The sequence below is a fragment of the Sphingobium sp. RC1 genome, from assembly GCF_059738765.1.
Genome location: NZ_AP027306.1, coordinates 1,186,953 through 1,212,049 on the forward strand (window position 1 = coordinate 1,186,953; position 25,097 = coordinate 1,212,049).

Sequence of the window (25,097 nt, forward strand, 5' to 3'; positions counted from 1 at the left end):
GGCGCCGCCTTTTTTATCGGTTGACCGCGATTAGCGCTGGCTAACCGGGACATAGTCGCGCTCTGCCGGGCCGGTGTAGAGCTGGCGCGGACGACCAATCTTCTGCGCTGGGTCCGAAATCATTTCATTCCACTGCGCGACCCAGCCAACCGTGCGGGCAAGGGCGAAGAGCACCGTGAACATCTCGGTCGGGAAGCCGATCGCCGACAGGATCACGCCCGAATAGAAGTCCACGTTCGGGTAGAGCTTCTTTTCGATGAAGTAGGGATCGTTGAGCGCGATCTGCTCCAGTTCCTTGGCGACGTCAAAGACGGGATCGTTGACGCCCAGCTTTGCCAGGACGTCCTTTGCCGTCTTCTGCATGACGGTCGCGCGCGGATCGTAGTTCTTGTACACGCGATGGCCAAAGCCCATCAGGCGGAACGGATCATCCTTGTTCTTGGCGCGGGCGATATATTCCGGAATGCGGTCAACAGTGCCGATCTCGCGCAGCATATTGAGCGCGGCTTCGTTCGCGCCGCCATGCGCAGGACCCCAGAGGCAAGCGATGCCAGCAGCGATGCAAGCGAAGGGATTGGCGCCCGAGGAGCCAGCGAGACGGACGGTCGACGTCGATGCGTTCTGCTCGTGGTCAGCATGCAGGATGAAGATCTTGTCCATCGCGTCCACGATGACCGGATCGGGTTCATATTCCTCGGCGGGGACCGAGAAGGTCATCCGCAGGAAATTGGCGGTGTAGCTGAGGTCGTTGCGGGGATACACGAAAGGCTGTCCCACCGAATATTTGTACGCCATGGCCGCGATTGTAGGCATCTTGGCGATCAGGCGGTGGCTCGCGATCTTGCGCTGTTCCGGATCATTAATGTCCGTCGAGTCATGGTAGAATGCGGACAGCGCACCCACCACGCCGCACATGATCGCCATGGGGTGCGCGTCGCGGCGGAAGCCACGATAGAAGGTGGTGAGCTGCTCGTGCACCATGGTGTGACGGGTGATTGTGCGGGTGAAGTCCTCCAAATCCGCCTTCGAAGGCAGTTCGCCATTCAGCAGGAGGTAGCTGACTTCCATAAAGCTGGATTGTTCTGCCAGCTGATCGATGGGATAGCCGCGATGGAGCAGGATGCCGGCGTCACCATCGATATAGGTCAGGCCCGAATCGCAGCTGGCGGTCGAGGTGAAGCCCGGATCATAGGTGAACATGCCGGTGTTGGCGTAGAGCTTGCGAACGTCGATGACCTTGGGGCCGACGGAACCGCTCAGGATACCGTAGTCCTTGGTATCGCCGCCGACTGTCAAAGTGGCATTATTGTCCGACATCTCGTTCTCCTTATTTGCCAACGGCGCGCGATGCCTGCCTGGCATCCGCGAGCCGCTCCAAGCTCCTGTCTTTTCCAAGAAGGAAAAGGACATCAAATATCCCCGGCGAAACCGTGCGACCGGTTAGCGCCGCGCGTAGCGGTTGAGCCACTTTGCCCAACCCCAATCCGACTTCCTCTGCCACGCGGCGGATCGCTTCCTCGATCGCTTCGACCGTCCAGGAGGGGACGGAATCAAGAGCGTCGGCGGTCTTCCCAAGCAGCTCGCGCGCCGAGTCGTCTAGCAGAGCAATTGCCTTGTCGTCAAAATCCAGCGGGCCTGCCTTGAACAGGAACTCGGCGCCTTCGGCAATCTCGTTAAGTGTCTTCGCGCGTGGCTTGAGCGAAGGCATGGCTTGCGTGAGAAGCGCCATCGCCTCGACCGACGGGGTCGTGCCGAGCCGTTGCGCCACGCGCGGCAGGACCAGTTCCGCCAGGCGCTGATCATCGGCCTCACGCAGGTAGAATGCGTTGAGATTTTCAAGCTTCTTGATGTCGAAGCGGGAGGGCGATCGGCCGACGCCGCTTATGTCGAACAGTTCGATCGCGCGATCTCGGGAGATGGTTTCTTCATCGCCATAGCCCCAGCCGAGACGCAGAAGATAATTGAGCACGGCTTCGGGCAGCATGCCCATCTCGTCGCGATAGGCATCGACGCCCAGCGCGCCATGCCGTTTCGATAACTTCGCGCCGTCCGATCCGTGGATCAAGGGAATATGGGCATATACCGGCTCTTCCCAGCCCATCGCCTTAATAATGCCGAGCTGACGAAATGCATTGTTCAGATGGTCGTCGCCGCGGATCACATGTGTGACGCCCATGTCGTTATCATCGACCACGACGGCGAGCATATAGGTTGGCGTCCCGTCGGAGCGGAGCAGGATCATGTCATCCAGCTCCGCATTCTGCACAACGACCCGGCCCTGGACCGCATCGTCGATGACCGTCTCGCCTTCGCGTGGCGCCTTGAGCCGAATGACGAACGGAGCATCGGCCGGAGCTTCCGAAGGATCACGGTCCCGCCAGCGGCCATCATAACGCATTGGCTGCTTTGCGGCGCGCTGCTGTTCGCGCAGTTCAGCCAGTTCTTCGGGGGTCGCATAGCAGCGATAGGCATGGCCAGCCGCGAGCAACTGATTAGCGACCTCTGCGTGCCGCTGCGATTGCTCAAACTGAAAGACGGCGGGCTCGTCGCCTGCAAGGCCGAGCCATTCAAGGCCGTCGAAGATCGCTGCGACAGCATCCTCTGTCGAACGGGCGCGATCGGTATCTTCGATGCGCAACAGGAACTTGCCGCCATGGTGTCGGGCGAATAACCAGTTGAACAACGCGGTGCGTGCGCCGCCGATGTGAAGAAATCCCGTGGGCGATGGCGCGAAACGGGTTACCACCTGCTTGTTCAAACCCGTTGCACTCACCGCTTTATTCCTCGACATCCGCCTTGCTCATTCATGAACGCGACGCCCCCTAGCATGGCTTTTGAGCCACGACAAACGTCCGTTGCCCCGATAATAAGGCGCAGCGGCCATCAGCTTTTCGCGCGCCTCGAACAGGCATTGGAGGCTGAGCGTGAGCAGCTCGCGCTTTGGGTGCCGGTGGGCCTTGGATTGGGCATAGCGGCTTGGTTCTTTCTACCTAACCAGCTGACATGGTTGTCTTTTTGCTGTTGCGCGATTGCGCTCGCGAGCGGCGGATCGATGCTGCCGGAGGGCGGCCGGATACGCCATGCGATTATATTGGGCGGTCTGCTCGCGGCGTCAGGTTGCCTGTTGATATGGGGGAAAGCCCTGATTGTCGGCACGGCACCATTGCCGCGTGCCGCATTTGTAGAAGTGACTGGCGAAGTCAGGTCAGCAGATACGGTGCCTGCGCAGCAGATGAGTCGCGTATCGATCCATCCGATCAACATGCCTGCGCTGCCTTCCTTGATCCGGGTGAACATAGCGGCGGCGGACCTACCCGAAGGGGTTGGCAAAGGTGCCGTCATTCGCTTTCGCGCCCGGTTGATGCCTCCTGCCGAAGCGAGCCTGCCCGGCAGCTATGATTTTTCGCGTCGCGCTTATTTTCAGGGGATCGGGGCAACTGGACGCGCTCTCAAGCCCATCGTCGTTCTACACTCCTCAGTGGAGGCGCCGCCTCTGCGCAATCGTCTTTTCGCGCACATATTGAAAAATGCGAATGGGGACGGAGCGGGCATAGCCGCAGCGCTGGCGACGGGGGATCAGGGCGCCATCAGCGAGGCGGACGCCGACGCGATGCGCCGCAGCGGCCTTGCCCATCTGCTCTCGATCAGCGGGTTGCACGTCACCGCCCTTATCGGTGCGGTCATTTTTCTGCTGATGCGGATCATGGCACTCAGCCGACGTGCGGCGTTGGATTGGCCATTGATGCTGATCGCTGCCGCCGGTGGCGCGCTGGCGGGCCTAGGATATACTTTGCTGACGGGCGCGGAAGTGCCGACGGTCCGATCCTGCGTCGCGGCACTGTTGGTGCTGGGCGGGCTTGCGCTTGGCCGCGAAGCCATCACCTTGCGGCTGATAGCTGCCGGGGCATTGGTGGTTCTGTTGGCATGGCCAGAGGCGCTGTCGGGGCCAAGCTTCCAGATGAGTTTCGCCGCAGTTATCGCTATTGTTGCCTTGGGCGAACATCACCGCTTTCGGGCATTCGCGGCATCCCGTGAGGAGTCGGCACTTCGGCGACTGGGTCGCCACCTTGCCGTCCTGCTCCTCTCCGGCTTTGCGGTGGAAATGGTTCTGGCGCCGATCGCGTTGTTCCACTTTCACAAGGCCGGGATGATAGGCGCTTTTGCAAACCTGGTGGCTATCCCCCTGACGACCTTTGTCGTCATGCCGCTGGAGGCGTTGGCTTTGCTGCTGGATGTTGCCGGTCTTGGGGCTCCTGCCTGGTGGTTGACGGGCCGCGCGCTCGATCTGCTGTTGCTGATCGCGCATGGGGTGGCGGCAAGTCCTTGGGCGATCGTCACTGCGCCTGCCGTGTCCAACCTGATTTTCGGGATCATCGTGCTGGGCGGCCTTTGGTGCCTGCTTTGGCGAAGCGCTTGGCGCTGGGTGGGACTGGCCCCCGTGGCGCTGGGGATGGCCATCATTATTATGAGTTCGCCACCCGACATTCTGGTGACAGCCGATGGGCGCCATGTGGCCGTTCGCGGGCAGGACGGTGGCATGGCTATTCTGCGTGAGCGGGCAGGTGATTATGTCCGCGATATGATCGCAGAGAGTGCAGGCTATGGAGGTCCGCTGGGCGCTCTTGCAGACTTGCCCGAGGCGCGCTGTTCCATGGACTTATGCATGGTGGCCCTAACCGGAGGAGGGCGCATATGGCAGCTATTGGTGACGAGAAGCGGGGTTGTCGTGCCCAAGGACAGCCTGGCACGCGATTGCGCGCGTGCCGACATCGTTATCGCTGACCGCCGTCTGCCGTCATGGTGTCGGCCCCGCTGGATGAAAGCCGACCGGCGGTTGTTGGCACATACCGGCGGGCTGGCGATCGATCTTGATGGAGGAACCGTGCGAACCGGCAAAACAGTGGGCGACGCACATCCGTGGGTCGCCCGGCCTCCCTATTTACCGTCGCGCCGTCGATCCGATCAGTTGTACCGTCGCAGCAGACCAGCCAGCTTTCCTTGAATGCGCACCTGCTCCGAATCGTAGATTTGCGGCTCATAAGCATTGTTGGCCGGATCGAGCCTGACCTTAGGTCCCTGGCGATGATAATATTTCAGGGTCGCCTCGCTATCCTCGATCAGTGCGACCACGATTTGCCCCTCGCGCGCGACTTCAGTGCGTTGGATCAGTGCGAAGTCGCCGTCGAGGATGCCCGCATCGATCATCGAATCGCCAGAAACCTCAAGAGCATAATGGTCTCCGGCACCCAGTAGAGCGGCAGGAACCGACAGCATATTCTGTCCTTCCATGGCTTCGATCGGGACGCCTGCGGCAATCCGACCGTGAAGGGGGATGTCGATCACGTCATTGGCTGCGACCGGGGGCTTGGCCGACAGTTGCGGCTTGGGTGTCGCTGCAACCTTGGGTGCGCGATGCATCGCTTCAGGAAGTTTCAAAACCTCCAGTGCTCGTGCCCGATTTGGCAGGCGACGGATGAACCCGCGTTCTTCCAGCGCATTAATCAACCGGTGAATCCCGGATTTCGACCGCAGATCGAGCGCTTCCTTCATCTCCTCGAACGAAGGTGAAACCCCGCCTTCCTCGAGCCGAGTTTGAATGAAGCTGAGCAATTCCTGTTGCTTGGGCGTCAGCATGCCGACTTATCCTCCATGGAACGGATGGAGAACGCATAGGAAACGTAAGGGGGCAAGTCAAGCGGGCTTGCGCCAAGCGTAACGAAAGGAACGGACCTGCGTCACAGCCGTTCAATAGCGGCCTTCCCAAAGAGGGTGAATAGGAGAGTAAGATGGCGAACCAGAACGATCAGGACAAACAGCGCCGCCAGCAAGGTGGTGACCGCTCAAGTCAGGGCGGGCGTCAGCAGCAGCAGGAAAATCGCCAAGGTCAAATGGGCGAGAGCCGCAAGGACAAGAGCGATCACAGCAAGCAGCAGCGCTGATCTACGTTTGGTTGGATCACGGGGAGGGGCCGCATTGCGGCCCCTTTCTCATTGTCAGAGCGGAACGATGGTTACTTTGTCCCCTACGGCGGCTGGGGGTGAGTCGGCCGGTCGAAGGATCAGGCACCCCGCTTGAGCCAGGGCTGCGGTAGCGGCGCTGTCCTGCGAGGTAACGGAGACCAGACCGGCATCGGTGAGGTAGGCACGAAGATAGTCGTCGCGCTCTCCTGTCGCGGGGAGGGGGGCGGCGAGTTCCGCGATCATCGTACGGGGTAGCGGGTTGGCGGCTCCGGCCATGTGCCGCACAAGGGGCAGCAGGAATAGCGTTGCTGTCACGAAGGCGGACACGGGGTTGCCGGGGAGACCGAGGAACAGGGTGTCACCCAGCTTTCCCGCCATGAGCGGCTTGCCGGGGCGCATGCGAATCTTCCAGAAATCCAAAGTGCCGCCTGCCGCCTGGAAAGCTGGCCTCACCAAGTCGTGATCGCCGACCGAGGCGCCTCCGGTCGAGACGATGATGTCGGCCCCGGCGGCTTCTTTGAGCGACCGGACCATTGCGTCCAGATCGTCGGGAACGATGCCGAAGTCGATAACCTCCGCGCCTGCCTGGCCTAGCATGGAGGCAAGCATGGGCGCGTTGGAGGATGGCAAGCGGCCAGAGGGCGTGGGCGCTCCAGGAGGAACGAGTTCATTGCCGGTAGAGATCAGGGCGATGCGCGGACGGCCGCCGATCGGGAGGGTTCCGTGGCCCCCAAGAACGACAAGAGCAATCTGCGCGGGACCCAGTGCGCAACCGGCAGGCAGCAATAGATGATTTGCGCCAAAGTCGCTTGCCGCGGGGCGCACGTTTCGTCCTGTGGGTAGTGGAGAGCCGAGCGGGTGCACGAGCTGGCCGTCCAGCTGCGCGTCTTCCTGGATCAGGACGGTATCGGCACCGGGTGGCAGAGGCGCGCCGGTGAAGATGCGGCAGCATTCCCCCGGACCCAAAGCGGAGGGGAGGGAGCCGCCTGCTGTACTTTCAGCGGTTAGGCGCCAGGGACCAGGCCATTCTGCCGCACGAATGGCGTAACCATCCATCGCCGATAGATTTGCCCAAGGCTGATCGCGCAGAGCAAAGATGTCCCGTGCGAGCCATCGGCCTGCACAGTTGGAAACCGGGGCATCCTCTTCCGGTAAGCGGCTACCCAGCGCAAGCAGGCGCGCCTGAGCCTCCGCGACCGGGAGCAGACTCATGGCGCGCGCCAGTCGCCCGACTTGCCGCCCGACTTTGCGAGCAACCGGACATTGCCGATGATCATGCCCTTATCGATCGCCTTTGCCATGTCATAGATGGTCAGCAGGGCGGCAGAGGTGGCGGTAAGCGCTTCCATCTCAACGCCGGTTTGACCCGCGCTTCTGGTGGTCGCGGTGACGGTGACGCCCTCTGTATCCAGATCGAAGTCGATAGTCACCGAGGTCAGGGCGATGGGATGACAGAGGGGGATGATGTCGGCGGTCCGCTTTGCCGCCATGATGCCTGCCACTCGCGCTACCGCCAGCACATCGCCTTTCTTTACCAGTCCTTGCGCGATAGCGGCCGCGGCTTCGACACTCATGGCGATGTGGCCGGTGGCGATGGCTTCGCGGGCGGTCACGGCCTTGGCGGAAACATCGACCATATGGGCCGATCCATCCTCATCAAGATGGGTGAGCTTGCTCATGCGCCGGTCAGCAGCGCGCGGGTGGCGGCTTCGACATCGGACTGGCGCATCAGGCTTTCGCCTACCAGGAAGCATCGTACGCCATGTTCGGACATGGCGATCAGGTCGGCGTGGCTGCCGAGGCCGCTTTCGGCGACGAAGGTGCAGCCTTCCGGAGCCTGGCCGACCAGTTCGTAGGTGCGGGCGAAATCGACGCTAAAGTCTCGCAGGTCGCGGTTGTTGACGCCGATCAATCGTGAGCGGAGCTTCAGCGCGCGTTCCAGTTCATGGGCGTCGTGCACTTCGACGAGCGCGTCCATGCCAAGGCCAAGTGCGGCATCCTCTATTTCCGCCATCTGATTGTCGTCCAGCGCGGCGGCGATGATGAGGATGGCGTCGGCTCCGAGCGAGCGGCTTTCGAGGACTTGCCAGGGATCGACCATGAAATCCTTGCGCAGGACGGGGAGGGCACAGGCGGAACGGGCGGCCATCAGATAGTCGTCATGGCCCTGGAAATAGGGTTCGTCTGTCAAGACCGACAGGCAGGCGGCACCAGCGGCGGCGTAGGCCTGAGCATGGGCGGGCGGGTCGAAATTTTCTCGGATCAGGCCCTTGGAGGGGCTGGCCTTTTTGATTTCCGCGATGAGGCCGAAGCCCGAGCGGGCGGCGCTGTCCAGTGCCTGGCGGAAGCCGCGCGGGGGTGTCTGTTCGGCCGCGCGGGCGTGAAGGGTCGAGACGGTGACGGCGGCCTTGCGGCGGGCCACTTCCTCACGCTTCGTATCGCAGATTTCGATCAGCTTGTTCGTCATTTATAGGCAATCCAGCAATTGAGCAGCGCGTTGGCAAGCCCGCGGTCGATAGTTTCGGCAGCTTCCTCGACACCTTCTCGCAGATCGGCAACCGCATCCGCTACGACAAGGGCAGCGGCTGCGTTCAGCAGAACGGCGTCGCGATATGCGCCGGATTCGCCCTGAAGGAGGGCGCGTAGGGCGGCGGCATTATGCGCGGGGTCGCCGCCACGGATTGCCTCAACCGGGTGCGTCGGCAGTCCGGCGTCGGCCGGGGTGAGGCGACGCATGGCGACGATGCCCTGCGCGGTTACTTCGGCGACGTCGTTGCCGCCCGCGAGGGAGAGCTCGTCAAGTCCTTCATCCCCCGAAACGATCATGGCGCGATCGACGCCAAGTTCCGCCAGCGCCTCGGCATAGATGGGGACATAGGCGGGCCGCGCGATGCCGACGAGTTGACGGCGCACTCCTGCCGGATTGGCGAGTGGACCCATCAGGTTGAAGATGGTGCGCTGGCCGATGGCCTTGCGGATCGGGCCAAAGCGTTTGAGCGCGGGGTGATGTTTCTGCGCGAACAGGAAGCAGATGCCGAGGTCGGCCAGCGTTGCCTCCGCCGTATCGGCGACGCGATCAAGATCGAGGCCGAGTGCTTCGAGCGTGTCGGCGGCCCCGGCCTTGGATGATGCGGCGCGGTTGCCATGCTTGGCGACGGGCACTCCGGCGGCGGCTACCACAAGACTGACGGCGGTCGAGACGTTAAGCGTATGGTGGCCATCTCCACCTGTGCCGCAGACATCGATTGCGCCAGCGGGGGCGGCGATGGGGATCATGCGCGCCCGCATTGCGCGGGCGGCGGCGGCGATCTCCGTCGCGGACTCGCCGCGCTGGGCCATGGTGACGAGGAAGGCGGCGATCTCCGCCTCTGGCAGGTCGCCGTCGAACAGCAGGTCGAAGGCAGCGGCGGCCTCGGTGGCGCTCAGCGGCGCTGCGGGATCGGGCAGGCGGGTCATCGCGTTGCCTTAATCACGACGCTGCACCGGAGTCGAGGGGAGGCTGCGGGAAAGTCTTTCGCACATGGCACGGCGAAGCCCTGTGTCTCGTTCGCTCCGCCGCGAAACCGACATCAGGCGGCTTCGCGTTCCTTTACCGGAATCCCGGCGATCCGCATGAAGTTCGCCAGCATCTCATGCCCATATTCGGTGGCGATGCTTTCGGGATGGAACTGGACCGAGTGGATCGGAAGGCTTTGATGGCGGAAGGCCATGACCGATCCGTCCTCGCTGGTCGCGTTCACGACGAGGCTCTGCGGAATGTTATCGACGATGAGCGAATGATAGCGGGTCGCGGTGAAGGGTGATGGGATGCCCGCGAAAAGCCCTGTGCCGTCATGAGTGACAGGGGAGGTCTTGCCATGCATCAGGCCGCCCCGAACGACTTGCCCGCCGAAATGCTGGCCGATCGCCTGATGGCCGAGACATACGCCCAGCAGGGGTGCGCCCGCGTCTGCGGCGGCGGCGACAAGGTCAAGGCTGACACCAGCCTCATTGGGCGTGCAGGGACCGGGCGAAAGCAGGAAGGCGCTGGCGCCGCTGGAGAGGGCCTGCCCTGCCGAAATGGCGTCGTTGCGGACGACCTCCACCTCTGCACCCAGTTCCATGAGGTAGTGGACCAGATTCCAGGTGAAGCTGTCATAATTGTCGATGACGAGGATCATGGGATCATGGCTATAAACAGCGAAGCGCGCCGGGCCAATCGGAATCGGCGTTTGCAGTTGGCTGAACCGGCTACATGCTTTTGCGTTGTCCTTCCGGAGCGACATGAGGGAGGATGGTATGAAGCGCTACGCCTATGGTTGGATCACGGCCCTGTTCTTCCTGGTGTCGATCGTTGGTCATTGGGTGTTTGGCTGGTGGGCCTATGTTGATGATGCAAAGACGCACGGGCAGGTGCCTGAACTGGCGGCCTATGCCATTGAGATGGGCCGGGATACGTTCGAGAATTGGCAGTCGGAATTTCTCCAGCTGATCTGGCAAGTCGTAGGCCTGGCCTATTTCCTCTATGTCGGCTCGCCAGCCTCCAAGGAGAATGACGACCGGTTGGAAGTGAAGGTAGACGAACTGCTGAAAATGGCCGGTGGCAAGGATGCCGAGCAGTTGATCCGCGAAATCGACAGCCGTTATCTGCGCGCCGGTGGTCATGCGAAGCCGCACGACACTGATCTGGGCTATGAATGATAGCAGGACGGAACCCGGAGGCTTGTCAGCCGCTTCTTGACGATATGTGTTCGTGAGGAGGACGGAAATGGCCAAAGCTGAGTTTACCGATGCGATCGCCCTGTTGAAAGCTGATCATCGCAAGGTCGAGGACCTGTTCGAACAGTTTGAAAAGGCGAGGGCTGCAAACCGGAAGCAGGAAATCGCGCATCAGATTTGCATCGAGTTGAAGATCCACACCACGATCGAGGAAGAGATTTTCTACCCCGCCTTTCGTGGCAAGATCGAGGACGACACGCTTGATGAAGCCTATGTCGAGCATGACGGTGCGAAGGTGCTGGTGAATGATATCGAGGCCGGATCACCGGAAGATGATTTCTACGATGCCAAGGTCAAGGTGCTGTCCGAAGAGATCAAGCATCATGTGAAGGAAGAGGAAAGGCAGTCTGACGGCATGTTCGCTCAGTGCCGCAAGACAGAAGTGGATCTGGTGGCGCTGCGTGACAGGATGATGATGCGCAAGCAGGAACTGATGGCGCAAGCGAAGGCCAGCGGATTGCCGGTCGCCAAGCCCAAGGCCGTTCATCTGGTCCCGGCCTGACCGAAAAGGTTGATAAATGGGGCGCGCTGTCCCATATGGGTTTTGCCGGGTTCGCCCGGCTATGGTGATAAATCGTGTCGTGTAATAGGCGCAGCGGACCCGGGGGCAGTACCCGGCGGCTCCACCACATATCCCGGCTTGTACGGGGTGTCTGACGGGGCCGAACTAGGATCGACGTGTGTTGAAAGGCGATGTCTTCACCCGGCCTGAGTAAGCCGTAAAAATGTTCAAAACACGTAAGTGCCAACGATAACGAGGCTCTTGCTCTTGCTGCGTAATTGATGGCCTCACGGCCTGACATTACCCAAAAAGAACGCGGTTGAACCCACCGGGCAACAGAAGGGAATTCAGCGGCTTCCGGAGGAGCCGGGCAACAGAATCCTCCGGACTTCCTTCATTCGAGTGATATTGGTGGCCGTCCTGCGTGGTGGGTTATACCCGTTATTGGCAGCGTCAGCTAAATGTCGCCGCGAATCGGCTGACAGAAACCAATACGGTTCAATTACACTTTTATGACAGTTAGAAGAAAACTTTATAACATATTGAATTATAATAATTAATAATCCTTTTTTGGATACAGTTCGCTTCTTGTGCACATGTCATCGAGATGAAATAATCCCGGCTATTGTAGAAAGTTTTTCGGGAGAAATTGGATGATGAAGGTAGCGGCGATCGTCGGGCTGGTGCTGGCGGGGGGCATGTCGGGCGCGGCCGTGGCTTCATCCGATGAAGTGGTTGTGGTCGGCGTTCCCGATGGGCAATTGGCCGCTCCGGCCTTGCTTGCGAAGGATTATGAAAAGGCCGTTCGCCGCCTTGCGCCGATGTGGCCGGACGGGGCGAATGATCCGGCTCGGTTGATCAACCTTGGCAACGCTTATGCGGGCCTGGGGCGGATGAAGGAGGCGCGAGAGGCTTATGGCGCCGCCCGTTTCGCGCCTGAATCGACATTGCTGCTCGCGAATGGCGACGAAGCATCTTCGCGGGATATTGCCCGCCGCGCGCTCGGCCGCCTCAAGGCGAGCTACGCCATGCGTTGACTTCAGCGCGTTAAGTCGTGGAACAGTGGGGCGTCGTCCGGTGGGACGGCGCCTTTCTTTTTGCATTCGCGGCTCTCGCAATCATCAAAGTGAAACAAGAGTCTCTGAACTGTCATTTTAAAGTCACTCTCCCGTCACGGAAGCAAAATGTCTCTGTCATCCGGCGCGCCTAGCTGCGGCGACTGAGGGCGGCAGGGGGCGTTGTCCGATTCGTGAATCCCCTTCGCTCCGCATCTTAACACAAACCGGCATCGCCGGAGCGGAGACGACATGGTCAAGACTAATCGTATCAATACCATCCTGATGGCGGGTTGCGCCTGCGCTGCTCTGAGCGCCTGCGGTGCCGATGACATCGCTTCGCCGGGCGAGGGGGCGATCGTCCTGCCCGCGCCGACGCCTTCGCCGAGCCCGACGCCGACGCCCACTCCAACGCCGGGCAATGTGACTGCTGCTGCCGACTGCCCGACCATCTCTGGCGCGGATCAGCTAACCAACCTAGGCACTATCAGCGACGGCACCAATACGTGGCGCAATTGCGGCTTCCCCGCGCGTTTCAACAGCTCGACCGCGATCGCCAAGACGGCGGGCGTCATCTATTCGCTGCCCGGCCGCGTCGATGTCGGCACTGATCAGGGCGCTGCGAGCACCGGCTCCAATGTGACGCTGACGGTTGATCCGGGCGTGGTGGTGTTTGCTGGCACCGGTAGCGCATTCCTGGCCGTCAATCGCGGCAACAAGATCAACGCCGTGGGCACGGCCGCACAGCCGATCGTCTTCACCAGCCGTGAAAATGTCACCGGTTCCGCCACCGATCAGTCGTCAGGCCAGTGGGGCGGCATCGTGCTGCTGGGCCGCGCCAAGATCACCGACTGCGATCAGGCGCCTAACGCGGCTCCGGGAACCACCGCCTGCCAGCGCGACACCGAGGGCACGACCGGCGCGCTCTATGGCGGCGACAATGACGCGGACAATTCAGGCCGCATGAGCTATGTCCAGATCCGTTATTCCGGCTTCGTGCTGGCGAATGGCAAGGAACTGCAGGGCCTGACCCCTTCGGGCGTCGGCACCGGCACGCAGCTTGATCATATTCAGGTTCACAACAGCTCGGACGACGGCATCGAGGCTTTCGGTGGTTCGACCCACATGAAGTATCTGGTGCTGACCGGTAATGAGGACGACAATCTGGATACGGACGTGGGCTTTCGGGGTACGGCCCAGTTTGTCATCTCCGTGCAGCGTGCGAACAACAATATCGGCGACACCTTCACCGAAACGGACTCGAACGGTTCGACGACCGGCACCAGCTTCTCCGAAGACGCGCTGCCCCGCCAGTATCTGAAGGTTGCGAACTTCACGCATATCCAGCGGTCGAATACCGGCGATGACGGCGCGACCATGATGCTGCGCGGCGGGGCTGACCTTGCCATGGTGAACGGCATCATCGTCAGCCCTGACCAGAGCTGCCTGCGCATCAACAGCGCGGCGACGGTGCGTGATGCCGACGCGGCGCTGCAGGATGCGGGCAAGCCGCGTTACCTGTCGGTCGCGATGCAGTGCAACGCTACCCCGTTCAAGGGGACCGGCGGCGTCGATGCCGCGACGGTCCAGTCGATCTTCGCGACCGATCCGAACAGCAGCTTTGCCTACACGCCTTCGCTGACCAGCCTGTTCATCAACGGGGCGACGGAAACGGCCCGCACCGCGATCGACCCTAAGACGATCGACAGCAACTTCATCACCACCAACTATATCGGCGCGGTGAAGGACAGCAACGACACCTGGTATGCGGGCTGGACCTGTAATTCGGTCACGGCGAGCTTCGGGAGCAGCAGCGCGAACTGCACCGCCATCCCGACCACCTGATCGACCAGACGCTGAACAGGGGCGGGGGAGCGTGCATCAGCCGCTTCCCCGCCCTCTTTACAAAGAATTTTCCCAAGGGGGACTCCAAGCCATGTCGAAGCCGCTCAGCCTGGCGCGCATGCTCCTGATTTCGACCGCCCTTTCCGCTCCGGCGGTGATGGCGCAGACCACGATTGATAGCGCGCCGACGTCGGGCGTGCCGAGCGCGTCCGAAGAGGCCGATGCGCAGACCGGCAATGTCGACGTTTCCGTGCCCGGATCGGACATCATCGTCACGGGACGCCGCACCAGCAACGTGTCCCAGGCCGCTCCGCAGGTGGTGACCGTGCTGTCGGCCGCCGACATCAAGCGCACGGGCGAAGGTGACATCGCCGGGTCATTGCAGCGCGTGACGGGCCTTTCGGTCGTGTCGGGCGGCTATGTCTATGTGCGTGGCCTTGGCGACCGCTATTCGCTGGCGCTGCTGAACGGGTCGCCTCTGCCGAGCCCGGAACCGCTGAAGCGCGTCGTGCCGCTCGACATCTTCCCGACCAGCGTCATCGCATCGACGATGGTGCAGAAAAGCTATTCGGCCAATTTCCCTGGTGAGTTCGGTGGCGGTGTCATCAACCTGACGACCAAGGCCATTCCGGTGGAAAGCTATCTGGAGTTGGGGATCGGGAGTTCCGCCAATACCGAAACGTCGGGCAACATGGGCTACACCTATTATGGATCAAAGTCGGACTGGACCGGCTTTGACGACGGTTCGCGCGACGTCCCGCCACTGCTGGCGCAGGCGTTCGATAGTGGAGTGCCATTCTCCAACATGACGCGTGGTGACCTGCAGGCGATTTCGATGCAGTTCCTGAATGCGAAGACATCCGTGCTTCAGCGGACCAACAGCCTGCCGTTCAACTTTTCGGGGTCGTTGAACGCCGGTACTGCGATGGACGTGGGTAGCGACGGGCGGTTGGGCGTGCTGTTCACCGCATCCTACAGTAACAAGTGGCGGACACGGTCCTCACTACAGCAGGCGTCAATCAATCTGGAGCAGGCTCCCGGCAAGAACGGCGTTCAGGTATCGACGGATAATGAGGTGACGTTCAACAGCCTGTTCGGGGTCGGCCTTGAATTGGGTGACCAGAAGATCCGCTGGACCAACGTCTATATCCGCGACACGCTGAAGCGCGGCGCCTTGACGCTCGGGCAGAATGACGGCGCGATCGCGGGCGCGGACTATATGAAGCAGAACACCGCCTGGTATGAGCGGCAGCTGATCGACACCCAGATGGTGGGTGAGCTCAAGCTGATGGAGGGCCTGAGCCTCGACCTGCGGGGCGGCTATGCCAATTCACAGCGGGAAGCGCCCTATGAGCGCGAGTTTGAATATGTGCGGACCAACCGTGACCTTGCGGTTGACCCAGTCGGTGACCGCTTCGTCAATGCGCTGAACCGCCAGCGGGGCGATGCGTCGATCACCTTCAGCGATCTCAACGAAGATTTGTGGTCGGCGGGCTGGGACCTCAGCTACAAATTCTCGCCCGATCTGACGGCAACGGCGGGCTATGCGTTCAGCGATACGAAGCGCACGTCCTCGCGCTATGAGCTGCATTTCGACGCGACTAACCTGCCGATCGCCGTGCAACAGCTGCGGCCCGACTACCTGCTGTCGGACGCTTCGATCCAGTTGTTCGACATGTCGCTGCTGGACTTTTCGGGCAACTATCCCGTCTATGACGCCGCTCTGCGGACGCATGCGGGCTATGCGCAGGTGAAGGTGCAGCCGATCGCGGGCGTGACCGTGGACGTGGGCGTGCGTTACGAGAAGGGGCGTCAGTCGGTCACCGGCGTGGACGTCTATAACACGGGCGTTGAGCCGGTGAACGGCATCAACAAGGAATATTGGCTGCCCGCCGCGACCATCACTGTCGAGGCGGCCAAGGGGCTGCAGTTCCGCATGAGCGGTTCCAAGACGATTGCACGCCCGCAGTTCCGCGAGCTGATCGCCCAGCCTTATATCGATACCGATTCCAACCGCTTCTATCGCGGCAACCCTTTCCTGCAGGATAGCGAGTTGTGGAATGCCGATCTGCGCGCGGAATGGTATATGGGCCGGGATGAGCGGCTGACGGCGGCGGCGTTCTGGAAGAAGATCGACAATCCGATCGAGACCTACACGACGATCAACGACAAATATGACGTGACGACCAGCTTCGCCAATGCGCCGGAAGCCACGCTGTACGGTGTCGAGTTCGAGGCGAAGAAATATTTGCCACTCGATAACTGGAGCAGCCCGTTCTTCCAGACCCGTCGGATCGTGTTGATCGGCAACTATACCTACACCCAGTCGAAGCTGAAGGTGAGCGAAGGGGATACGACCATCCCCTACAGCTATACCACCGGCTCGCTGCCCGCCGCGTCCGACTATTTCCAGGATGGGGTGCCGCTGACCGGCCAGTCGGATCATCTGGTCAATTTGCAGCTTGGTCTTGAGGACACGGACAGGCTGTCGCAGCAGACGCTATTGCTGACCTATGCCAGCCCGCGCGTTACGAGCCGTGGTCCCAACCTTCAGCCCGATATCAAGGAAAAGCCGGGCCTGACGCTGGATTTCGTGGCGCGGCAAGGTGTGACCCTGCCGGGCGGGGTGAAGGGCGAGTTCAAGTTTGAGGCGCGTAACATCACCGGCCGCAAGTTCCAGGAATTCCAGGAACTGGGCGGCAACAAGGTGTTCTACAATCGATACAAGATCGGCACGACCTTTGCGGCTTCGCTGACCGTGGCGCTCTGATTGAACTTTCTTTGATGAGGCTTGGCGGCCGATCTGCTTCGCGCGGATCGGCCGTTTTGCCATCTGTGATTCGCGCGTTTTCCTGCGCCGTGTTAGGGGTTGGCCTGAGGCGGAGGCAGGCGGTGAAGCAGGAAGTCGAGCTGAAACTGGAGCTGTCGCAGCAGGCGGCGCAGGCCTTTGAGCAATTGGCGCTGCTGCCCGCTGAGAGCGGCCGGTCGCAACTTCAGGCCGTCTATTTCGATACGCCTGACAAGCAGTTGGAAGCGCGAGGATATACGCTGCGCATCCGCAGATCAGGGGAGGAGCGCGTCCAGACCGTCAAGGCCGGTAGTAAAGATCGGGGCGGAGCGCTGTTCTCACGGGCGGAATGGGAAATGCCGGTCAGGCAGGACGACCCGGTGATCGATAGCCGCACACCTATTGCGGGCGTCTTGGGTGATGCAACGGAGATGATCGAGCCCGCGTTCAAGGTCGAGGTCGAGCGGCGCACATGGCAAATTGCCGAGGGTGCCGCGGAGCTCGAATTGGTGCTCGACAGGGGATGGGTCCGCGCGGGTGAGCGGCAGTCGCCCATCTGTGAAGTCGAACTGGAGCTGAAGGCAGGGGAGCCAGCCGCCCTGTTTGCGTTCGCAAGGCGGATAGAGGCGGCGGTGCCGTTACGGCTGGGCGTCGCGGCAAAGTCGGAACGAGGCTATCGGCTGCTGGCTCCAGCGCCCGCCTGCTTCAAGGCGGAGGGGCTGGCGCTGAAGCCTGGCATAAGTCCACAGGAGGCGTTCGCGGCCATTATTCGCAACTGTGTGCGGCAATATCGGCTCAACGAAGATCTGCTGCTCGACCATTATGATCCGCAGGCTGTGCATCAGGCGCGTGTAGGCGTGCGGCGGCTGCGTTCGGCGCTGACGCTGTTCAGGTCAATGCTGGCAGCGCAAGACGTGACCCGCTTTCAGGGTGAACTTCGCTGGCTGGCGCAGCTGCTGGGAGAGGCGCGTGATCTGGATGTGCTGATCGAACGGGTGAAGCCGGGCGAACTGCACGAGCAACTGGCCGCCGTCCGCGCGGCGGTCCATGTTAAGGTGATCGATGCGCTGGAATCCGATCGGGCGCGGAGCTTGATGATCGACATCGTGGAATGGCTGACGCTTGGAATGGGCGAGCCGGATGCCGAGGGCCGCAAGTTGCGCGATGAGGCTGCGGAGGCGTTTGCCGCGCGCCGTTTGCAGCATTTTCATCGCTGGCAGATGAAGCACGCACGGCATCTGGCGAAGCTGGATGACGCGCACCGTCACGAGGTGCGCAAGAAGGCGAAGAAGCTGCGCTACGCCGCCGAATTTTTCGGGGGTCTATTCGACGCCAGGAAACAGAGGCGACAGCACGCGTGCTACATCGATGCGCTGGAAGGATTGCAGGACGAACTGGGCGCGCTCAATGATCTGGTCAACGTGCGCACCCTGTTGGCGCAGCATGGCCTGCCGGTCGATGCCGATCTGGTGAAGAGCGGTCGGAGCAAGAAGAAGCTGCTGGCGGCGGCGGGCAAAGCCCATGATGAATTAGCGAATAGAAAGAGATTTTGGCGTTGAAGCTCAGGTCCAGGGCTTCTCTCGATACCATTTGGTGACGATGTGCTTGACGCCGCTGCGCACCTTCATGCCATGGTGCAGGCTGGCCCCATTATAGCGTCCGGGCTCAAGGCGATTGTTCCAGGCGAGCAGCTTGCCACGTTCGGGCTGAACCGTCTTGCCGATATTGACGAAGCGGGTCGCGTCGCCTGCAGGGGGCTGGTTCAGATAGACCATCAGCGTCCATGTGCGATTGCCTGATACGGAGCAGTAGCGGGCGAAGTCGAGGCCAGCGGGATCGAAATAGTCGGTGTGGGCCTTGAATTCCTGGCCCACGGCATACCGCTGCCCCTGTATCGGTTCTCCGAAACATGGGGCGATCCCGGCGAAGGCGGCGAGTTTTTCGTCTATTGCCCCGATGAAGGGATCGGCGTTGTCGAGATCGCAAGTCTCGCTGGTGCGGAAGCCTGTGTCGCCATTGGCATCGGCGATGGTGGAAGGGCGGCGGCGCGCCTCGATCCGTGTGATCAGGCCATCGCATTCTTCCGCTGTCAGGAAATCCCGCTGGATGAAGAGCGTCAGATCGCGGCTGGGCACGCGCTGGACGCGTGGATGGGATGCGATCCAGGCCGGATCTGCATCGGCTGCTGTAGGGATGGGCTGGCTCTGCATGGACGCCTTCGTGGGCGGTGGATCGGGCCTTTTGCTACCGTCCGACGCTCCAAATGCAAGCGTCATCGCTTGCGGATTGCCCTTGTCATGGATAGGTCACAAGTCTGTCATCCAGCAGTAAAAACAATTGCCTAGCAGCGCGGGTGTCAAGGGGGATCACCAAGTTCCATGCGCGTGCCGTTTCGTAGTGACTTTCAAGGCCTTAGCAGCCGCCTCGCGCCGATCGACTGGGCGCGGGTTGCCGAGAAGCTGTTGCTGGGCCTGCTCGCGCTGCAATGTGCAAGGCTGGTTTGGGCTGTGCTGACTCCGGTCGGGAGCTTTGGACCGTGGGAAGGGCGGCAGGCGCAGTTTCCGAATTTCGCGGCGCGGCAGGCGCTATTTTCGAGCTTCGACCCCTTTTACCGGACTGGACCGCAGCAGGCGGCGGGCGGTGGGGTCGTCACCTCGCTGGCACTGACGGTTTACGGCATCCGGTTGAACGAGGGGTCGGGGCTGGGATCGGCCATCATTGCAGGCCCCGACGGGGGGCAGAACAGCTTTGCCGTGGGTGACGAGGTTTTGCCGGGTGTGCTGTTGAAGGGGGTGGCGTTCGACCATGTCACCATCGACCGGGGCGGATCGGAAGAGCAGATATTCCTCGACCAGTCGCAGCCCGCGCCTGCCGCTGCGCCGGGCGAGGGCGGCGTCGTTCCAGCGCCGACAGGCGGCATCGACAATCCGACAGCGGAGGGGCTGAAGCGTGATATCGGTTTCGCGCCGCGCATGCAGAATGGCCGGATCACGGGGCTGATCCTGACTGCCAAGGGGCCGACTTTCCAGAATGCGGGTTTCCAGCCCGGCGATATCGTCACCCAGGTCGATGGGCAGCCGGTTGGCTCGCCCAGCGACCTCCAGGCGCTGCAGGGCAAGATCATGCCCGGCGCGCGCATTTCCCTGACCGTCGAGCGGGGTGCCAGCCTTTCGACGATCAACCTTACTCTGCAAGGCCAATGACCAGAAAATTCCTTCTCTCCGCCGCGACCGCCCTCGCTCTGGCCGCGCCTGTTGGGTCGCCCGTCATGGCACAGCAGACGCTGAATGTGCGCGACGCCGATATTCGCGCCTTCATTCAGGACGCCGCGCGCGTGACGGGGCGGACCTTCATCATCGACAATCGGGTTCAGGGGAAGGTTTCGGTCGTGACCGACCGGCCGCTGTCGCGATCGGAATATTTCGAGATTTTCCTGTCGACGTTGCGGGCGAATGGGTTGGTAGCGGTGCCAGCGCCGGGCGGTGCTTATCGCATTCAGCCCGCCGATGGGGCTGCCGGGCAACCCAGCGTTGTTGGACGGGGCGCCAATCGCAACCAGTTCGTGACTGAGGTCTTCCGGCTGCGATCGATCGATGCGGCCAGTGCGCTGGAGACATTGCGGCCACTGGTCAGCAAGGATGGATCGGTGACCGCCAACCGCGCCGGGAACAGCGTGGTCGTTGCCGACTATGCCGACAATATCGGGCGGATCCGACAAGTCCTGGCGCGGATCGATCGCGATACGGCGGCGACGCAGACGGTGATGCTGCGGAATGCCGGCGCGCGAGAAATCGCGACTTCACTTCAGGCGCTGGTGCAGAATGGTGGCGAAGGGACGCAGCGCGCGGCGACTATCGTGCCGATCGACAGCAGCAATTCGGTCGCGATCCGGGGCGATGCCGGGACGGTGACGAGATTGGCGCAGATGGCGCGCGATCTTGATCGGCAGGCGGCAAGCGGGACGGAGATTCGCGTCTATTGGCTGGAACATGCGGATGCCGAAAAGCTGCTGCCTGTGTTGCAGCAATTGGTTGGGCAATCGTCCAACTCTGCCGTGACGGCTTCGGTTCCGGCGGCGGGGAATGGTGCTGCTCCGGTTGCGGCGGCGCCTGCGGTGGTGAGTTCGGCGGGTTCTTCGGGTGGCGGCATTTCGACGCGGGGTCCCGCGATCGTTACCCGCTATGAGGGAGCCAATGCGATCATCGTAGCGGCTAATAGCGACGTGCAGCGCATGCTTGGCGAGACTGTTCGGCAACTCGATACGAGGCGGGAGCAGGTTCTGGTCGAGGCGATCATCGTCGAGATCAGCGATGCCGCCGCCAAGAAGCTGGGCGTGCAGTTCCTGATCGGCAGCACCAAGACGGGTTTTGCTGCTACCAATTATTCCAACGCTTCTCCCAACTTGCTGACACTGGCGGGGGCGATTGGCGCGAACGAGTTGGGCAAGACCACCACGACGGTCGTCAACGGCGGCGTGACCACGACGACCACCTCGACCGAGAATAGCAGCCTGTCGAACACCTTGCAGCAGGCTGCGGTCGATAGCTTGATGAACGCGACGGGCGGCTTTGGCGGGGTTGCGACGCAGATCGGGCGGAACGGGATTTTTGGGGCGATCATCAACGCAGTCAGGTCCGACACCGACAGCAATATCCTGTCTACGCCTTCGGTTATGACGCTGGACAATCAGAAGGCGTCGATATTGGTCGGGCAGCAGGTGCCGATCACGACCGGCGAGGCGCTCAGCCAGAATTTCGACAATCAGTTCCGCACTGTCCAGCGGCAGGATGTCGGCATCAAGCTGGAGGTGAAGCCGCAGATCAATACGGGCGGCGCGATCAAGCTGTTCCTGAGGCAGGAAGTGTCGAGCGTCGCCGGGCCGGTGTCCAACAATAATAGCGACCTCATCATCAACAAGCGTGAGATCGAGACGACGGTCACGGTGGATGATGGCGAGATTTTGGCACTTGGCGGCCTTTTGGACGATAATGAGCGCAAGACGATCGAGCGTATTCCACTGCTGTCGGATATTCCGGGGCTGGGCGAGCTGTTCAAGTCGCGCAGCAAGAGCCGGAGCAAGACCAACCTGATGGTCTTCATCCGGCCCACCATCCTTCGGTCGAAGGAGGATGCGCAGCGCCTGACGCAGCAACGCTATGGCTATGTGCGGGACATGCAGTTGGCGCGGAACCCCGATCAGGAACCGAGCATCGACGAACTGGTGCGCGACTATATGGGCGCGGAACCGCCAGCCGCTGCGATGCAGGCGAGTGATGCGGTGGCGCAGCCAAGTGCTGGCCCGGCGCAGGTGATTGAACCGACGGTTCGGCAATCGAGCGGCGTAGTTCGGCCGGTGGGCGGTGCGGGGAATGGAGATCGGCGGTGAACCGTTTTTCGAAGGGAGGGCTTCGACAGGCTCAGCCCGAACGGAGGTTAGGGTGAGCGAGCCCCACTCCCATCTCGACGTGCCGCACAGCGCGCCCCGCGCGGTAGATATTCCCTATGTCTTTGCGCGCAAGCATGGCGTGGTCATGCTGCCGCTGGACGGAGACCGCCTCACGATTGCAGTTCGGGAGGGGAGCGATCCGCGCATATTGCTGGAAGTGCGGCGCCATCTGGCACGCAGTTTCGATGTGCGGTTCGTTGATGGGCCACAGTTCGACCGGCACCTGTCGGATCACTATGCGATGGAGGGCAGCGCTGCCGCCATGGCCGGGTCGCTGGAGGTGGGCGCCGATGAGCTGGACATTCTTGCCGCAGACATTCCGACTGCCGACGACTTGCTCGACAGCGCCGATGACGCGCCCGCTATCCGGCTGATCAACGGGATCATCGCCGAGGCGGCGCGGCAGGGTGTGTCCGACATTCATATCGAGCCTTATGAAACCGGCCTGATCGTGCGGATGCGGATCGACGGGGTGCTGCGCGAGACCTTGCGCATGCCGCCACATGTCGCGCCGGTGGTGGTGAGCCGCATCAAGGTGATGGCGCGGCTGGACATTGCCGAGCGGCGGGTGCCGCAGGATGGGCGCATCGGGCTGACGCTTGGCGGAAAGTTGCTGGACGTGCGTGTATCGACCTTGCCGAGCCGGGCGGGCGAGCGGGTGGTGCTGCGTATTCTCGATAAGGAGAATGCGGGCATGAACCTCGACCTGCTGGGCATGGCGGGGGCGGCGGACCGGATTTTTCGTGAAGGATTGCATGAACCGAACGGGATTATTCTGGTCACGGGGCCGACCGGGTCGGGGAAGACGACGACGCTTTATGCGGGTCTGAGACAGTTGAACGATGGGACGCGCAATATTCTTACCGTGGAGGACCCGGTTGAATATGCGGTCGAGGGGGTCGGGCAGACGCAGGTTAATGCGAAAGTCGGGCTGACCTTTGCTGCGGGGTTGCGGGCGATCCTGCGGCAGGACCCTGATGTGGTGATGGTCGGCGAAATTCGTGACCGGGAGACGGCGGAGATTGCCGTTCAGGCGTCGCTGACGGGGCATCTGGTACTATCGACCGTGCATACCAATGATGCGGTGGGCGCGATCACGCGGATGCGGGATATGCGGGTGGAGCCGTTCCTGCTCGCCTCGACCCTGCGAGCGGTGATCGCGCAGCGACTGGTGCGGCGGCTTTGTCAGCATTGTCGGGAGCCGGTGCAGGCGGACAAGTCGGCGAGCGCGTTGCTTGGTTTCGATCCGGGAACGATCATTTATCGGGCGCGAGGCTGCGAGGAGTGCAATGGGACTGGTTATAAGGGCCGGATCGGCGTGTTCGAGGCGATCCGGGTGGACGATACGATCCGCCGCCTGATCAATGATGGGGGCGACGAGTCCCTGATCGCGCGGCACGCTTTCCTCAATGCGCCCAATCTGGGATCGGCGGCGCGGGCGCTGGTGCGCGATGGACAGACCACGGCGGAGGAAGCCATCCGCGTGTCGCGGCGCGATGCGGCCGAGGTGGAAACCATCGCCGATGGCTGAATATTATTATCTGGTCATCGATCCAGCGGGCAAGGAGCGCAGCGGCAAGATCAAGGCCGATACGGTCGAGGATGCGCGGGCCAAGCTGGACGCGCGCAAGCTGTTCATCGTGCGGATCGAGCCTGGCGTGGCGGAGAAGGTAGCCAGGCGAGCGGCCTTCTCACTGCGCGCCCCTCGTTTGTCCGCCAAGGAGCTGACGCTTTTTACGCGCCAGCTGTCCACGTTGATCCAGGTGAGCCCGCTGGAAGAATCGCTGCGCACTATCGGGCGGCAGAGCGAGCAGGAGCATGTGCGCGCGATCGTCAGCAAGGTGCATTCAGGCGTGCTTGAAGGGCGGCGGCTGGCCGATGCTCTGGGCGCGGAGCCGAAGAGCTTTCCAGCGCTGTATCGCGCGATGATTTCGGCGGGCGAAAGCTCAGGCAGTTTGCCGACGATCATGGAGCGGCTGTCCGACCTGATGGAGCGGCAGGCGGTGATCCGGTCGAAAGTTTTGACGGCAATCGCTTATCCGAGCGTGCTGGCCGCGTTCGCCGTCTGCGTCGTGGCGGCGCTGATGATTTTTGTCGTTCCCAAGGTTGTGGAGCAGTTCGATACGGTGGGTCAGGACCTGCCGCTGCTGACGCGGATGGTGATGGGGACTTCGGCCTTTCTGGCTGGCTATTGGTGGTTGCTGGCGATCCTGATCGGACTGGGTGCCTTTGGTTTCTGGCGGGCATTGAAGATTGAGGCGTTCCGTTATGGGTTCGATGGGCTGTTGTTGCGGTTGCCGCTGCTGGGACGGTTGATCCGCGACCTTCATGCGGCGCGGATGGCGCGGACTTTGTCCACGATGGTGGCGAGCCGCCTGCCGCTGATGGAAGGCCTGACGCTGACGACGCAGACGGTGCATAACCGAGTGTTGCGGCAGGCTTCCGAGAAGATTGTCGAGGCCATTCGTGGGGGCGGGAGCCTGTCGGCGGCGCTGCGGCGGGCTGGTGTGTTTCCGCCGTTGCTGGTCTATCTGGCGGCGAGTGGCGAAAGTGCGGGGCGGCTGGATACGATGCTGGAGCGGGCGGCCGATTATCTGGAGCAGGAGTTTGACAGCTTCACCTCCGCTGCGCTCGCCATGCTGGAGCCGGTGATCATCATATTGATGGGCGGGATCGTGGCGGTGATCATCTTGTCGATCCTGCTACCCATCCTGCAATTGCAGAGCCTTACGGGGGCTTGAGG

General features: G+C 61.9%; 21 protein-coding genes and 1 other RNA gene. 13 read left to right on the forward strand and 9 right to left on the reverse strand.

All coding sequences use genetic code 11. The features are described 5' to 3' along the window. Window positions 1-30: 30 nt before the first annotated feature. Together AC6JBC_RS05785 and gltX are read right to left on the reverse strand one after the other, a co-directional pair. Window positions 31-1,317: a citrate synthase gene (locus AC6JBC_RS05785; protein WP_449471612.1), complete on the reverse strand. Its 1,287-nt coding sequence runs from the start codon at window positions 1,315-1,317 to the stop codon at window positions 31-33. A gap of 10 nt (window positions 1,318-1,327) precedes the next feature. After that, window positions 1,328-2,791 carry a glutamate--tRNA ligase gene (gltX, locus tag AC6JBC_RS05790; protein ID WP_498025875.1) on the reverse strand — a complete coding sequence of 488 codons (1,464 nt, stop codon included), beginning with the start codon at window positions 2,789-2,791 and terminating at the stop codon, window positions 1,328-1,330. A gap of 36 nt (window positions 2,792-2,827) precedes the next feature. On the opposite strand from gltX, the gene AC6JBC_RS05795 reads away from it, so the two are divergent. Further along, window positions 2,828-5,002, forward strand: coding sequence for a ComEC/Rec2 family competence protein (locus AC6JBC_RS05795; protein ID WP_498025876.1), 2,175 nt, complete (start codon window positions 2,828-2,830; stop codon window positions 5,000-5,002). Here AC6JBC_RS05795 and lexA read toward each other — a convergent pair. Continuing rightward, a complete protein-coding gene (lexA, locus tag AC6JBC_RS05800) occupies window positions 4,963-5,634 on the reverse strand; it encodes a transcriptional repressor LexA (RefSeq protein WP_498025877.1) in 672 nt (223 codons plus the stop codon). The genes AC6JBC_RS05795 and lexA overlap by 40 nt on opposite strands. 152 nt (window positions 5,635-5,786) lie before the next feature. Here lexA and AC6JBC_RS05805 point away from each other — a divergent pair, with 152 nt between their 5' ends. Beyond that, a complete protein-coding gene (locus AC6JBC_RS05805; RefSeq protein ID WP_196225777.1) occupies window positions 5,787-5,939 on the forward strand; it encodes a hypothetical protein in 153 nt (50 codons plus the stop codon). Between the two features lie 54 nt (window positions 5,940-5,993). On the opposite strand, the gene AC6JBC_RS05810 is transcribed toward AC6JBC_RS05805, so the two are convergent. The 5 genes from AC6JBC_RS05810 to AC6JBC_RS05830 form a co-directional block, all read right to left on the reverse strand. Further along, on the reverse strand, window positions 5,994-7,172 hold the full coding sequence (locus AC6JBC_RS05810; RefSeq protein WP_498025878.1) for a molybdopterin molybdotransferase MoeA: 1,179 nt from the start codon (window positions 7,170-7,172) through the stop codon (window positions 5,994-5,996). Beyond that, entirely contained in the window at window positions 7,169-7,639 is a 471-nt protein-coding gene (moaC, locus tag AC6JBC_RS05815) for a cyclic pyranopterin monophosphate synthase MoaC (RefSeq protein WP_498025879.1), read from the reverse strand. Before moaC ends, AC6JBC_RS05810 begins: the two co-directional genes overlap by 4 nt. After that, window positions 7,636-8,427 carry an indole-3-glycerol phosphate synthase TrpC gene (gene trpC, locus AC6JBC_RS05820; protein ID WP_464788444.1) on the reverse strand — a complete coding sequence of 264 codons (792 nt, stop codon included), beginning with the start codon at window positions 8,425-8,427 and terminating at the stop codon, window positions 7,636-7,638. The genes moaC and trpC overlap by 4 nt, the downstream gene beginning before the upstream one ends. Further along, the gene (gene trpD / locus AC6JBC_RS05825; RefSeq protein ID WP_498025880.1) at window positions 8,424-9,416 is read right to left on the reverse strand and encodes an anthranilate phosphoribosyltransferase; all 993 of its coding nucleotides are present in this window, start codon (window positions 9,414-9,416) and stop codon (window positions 8,424-8,426) included. Before trpD ends, trpC begins: the two co-directional genes overlap by 4 nt. Window positions 9,417-9,529: 113 nt before the next feature. Further along, window positions 9,530-10,120 (reverse strand): anthranilate synthase component II, encoded by a 591-nt coding sequence (locus tag AC6JBC_RS05830; protein WP_498025881.1) that lies wholly within the window; start codon window positions 10,118-10,120, stop codon window positions 9,530-9,532. A gap of 118 nt (window positions 10,121-10,238) precedes the next feature. Between AC6JBC_RS05830 and AC6JBC_RS05835 the strand changes: the two genes are divergently transcribed. The 7 genes from AC6JBC_RS05835 to AC6JBC_RS05865 all read left to right on the forward strand — a co-directional run bounded on the left by AC6JBC_RS05835 (window position 10,239) and on the right by AC6JBC_RS05865 (window position 18,467). After that, window positions 10,239-10,640: a DUF6766 family protein gene (locus AC6JBC_RS05835; RefSeq protein ID WP_498025882.1), complete on the forward strand. Its 402-nt coding sequence runs from the start codon at window positions 10,239-10,241 to the stop codon at window positions 10,638-10,640. 67 nt (window positions 10,641-10,707) lie between these two features. After that, on the forward strand, window positions 10,708-11,220 hold the full coding sequence (locus AC6JBC_RS05840; RefSeq protein WP_464788447.1) for a hemerythrin domain-containing protein: 513 nt from the start codon (window positions 10,708-10,710) through the stop codon (window positions 11,218-11,220). Window positions 11,221-11,225: 5 nt separating this feature from the next. Next, window positions 11,226-11,570, forward strand: a transfer-messenger RNA (tmRNA) gene (ssrA, locus tag AC6JBC_RS05845). Window positions 11,571-11,873: 303 nt separating this feature from the next. Continuing rightward, complete coding sequence (locus AC6JBC_RS05850; RefSeq protein WP_498025883.1) at window positions 11,874-12,257, forward strand: tetratricopeptide repeat protein; 384 nt, start codon at window positions 11,874-11,876, stop codon at window positions 12,255-12,257. A gap of 270 nt (window positions 12,258-12,527) precedes the next feature. Continuing rightward, complete coding sequence (locus AC6JBC_RS05855) at window positions 12,528-14,120, forward strand: beta-helix domain-containing protein (RefSeq protein ID WP_498025884.1); 1,593 nt, start codon at window positions 12,528-12,530, stop codon at window positions 14,118-14,120. A 91-nt stretch (window positions 14,121-14,211) separates the two neighbouring features. Beyond that, on the forward strand, window positions 14,212-16,890 hold the full coding sequence (locus AC6JBC_RS05860; RefSeq protein ID WP_498025885.1) for a TonB-dependent receptor domain-containing protein: 2,679 nt from the start codon (window positions 14,212-14,214) through the stop codon (window positions 16,888-16,890). Window positions 16,891-17,012: 122 nt separating this feature from the next. Continuing rightward, the gene (locus AC6JBC_RS05865; protein ID WP_498025886.1) at window positions 17,013-18,467 is read left to right on the forward strand and encodes a CYTH and CHAD domain-containing protein; all 1,455 of its coding nucleotides are present in this window, start codon (window positions 17,013-17,015) and stop codon (window positions 18,465-18,467) included. Window positions 18,468-18,470: 3 nt separating this feature from the next. Here the strand turns inward: AC6JBC_RS05865 and AC6JBC_RS05870 are convergent, their stop codons facing one another. Next, entirely contained in the window at window positions 18,471-19,118 is a 648-nt protein-coding gene (locus tag AC6JBC_RS05870) for a prolyl hydroxylase family protein (RefSeq protein WP_498025887.1), read from the reverse strand. Between the two features lie 168 nt (window positions 19,119-19,286). Here AC6JBC_RS05870 and AC6JBC_RS05875 point away from each other — a divergent pair, with 168 nt between their 5' ends. The 4 genes from AC6JBC_RS05875 to gspF all read left to right on the forward strand — a co-directional run bounded on the left by AC6JBC_RS05875 (window position 19,287) and on the right by gspF (window position 25,095). Further along, on the forward strand, window positions 19,287-20,111 hold the full coding sequence (locus tag AC6JBC_RS05875) for a type II secretion system protein N (protein WP_498025888.1): 825 nt from the start codon (window positions 19,287-19,289) through the stop codon (window positions 20,109-20,111). Then, a complete protein-coding gene (gspD, locus tag AC6JBC_RS05880; RefSeq protein ID WP_498025889.1) occupies window positions 20,108-22,294 on the forward strand; it encodes a type II secretion system secretin GspD in 2,187 nt (728 codons plus the stop codon). Before AC6JBC_RS05875 ends, gspD begins: the two co-directional genes overlap by 4 nt. Window positions 22,295-22,439: 145 nt before the next feature. Next, window positions 22,440-23,885, forward strand: a complete 1,446-nt coding sequence (locus AC6JBC_RS05885; protein ID WP_498026009.1) for a GspE/PulE family protein — start codon at window positions 22,440-22,442, stop codon at window positions 23,883-23,885. Continuing rightward, complete coding sequence (gene gspF / locus AC6JBC_RS05890) at window positions 23,878-25,095, forward strand: type II secretion system inner membrane protein GspF (protein WP_498025890.1); 1,218 nt, start codon at window positions 23,878-23,880, stop codon at window positions 25,093-25,095. The genes AC6JBC_RS05885 and gspF overlap by 8 nt, the downstream gene beginning before the upstream one ends. Window positions 25,096-25,097: the final 2 nt, after the last annotated feature.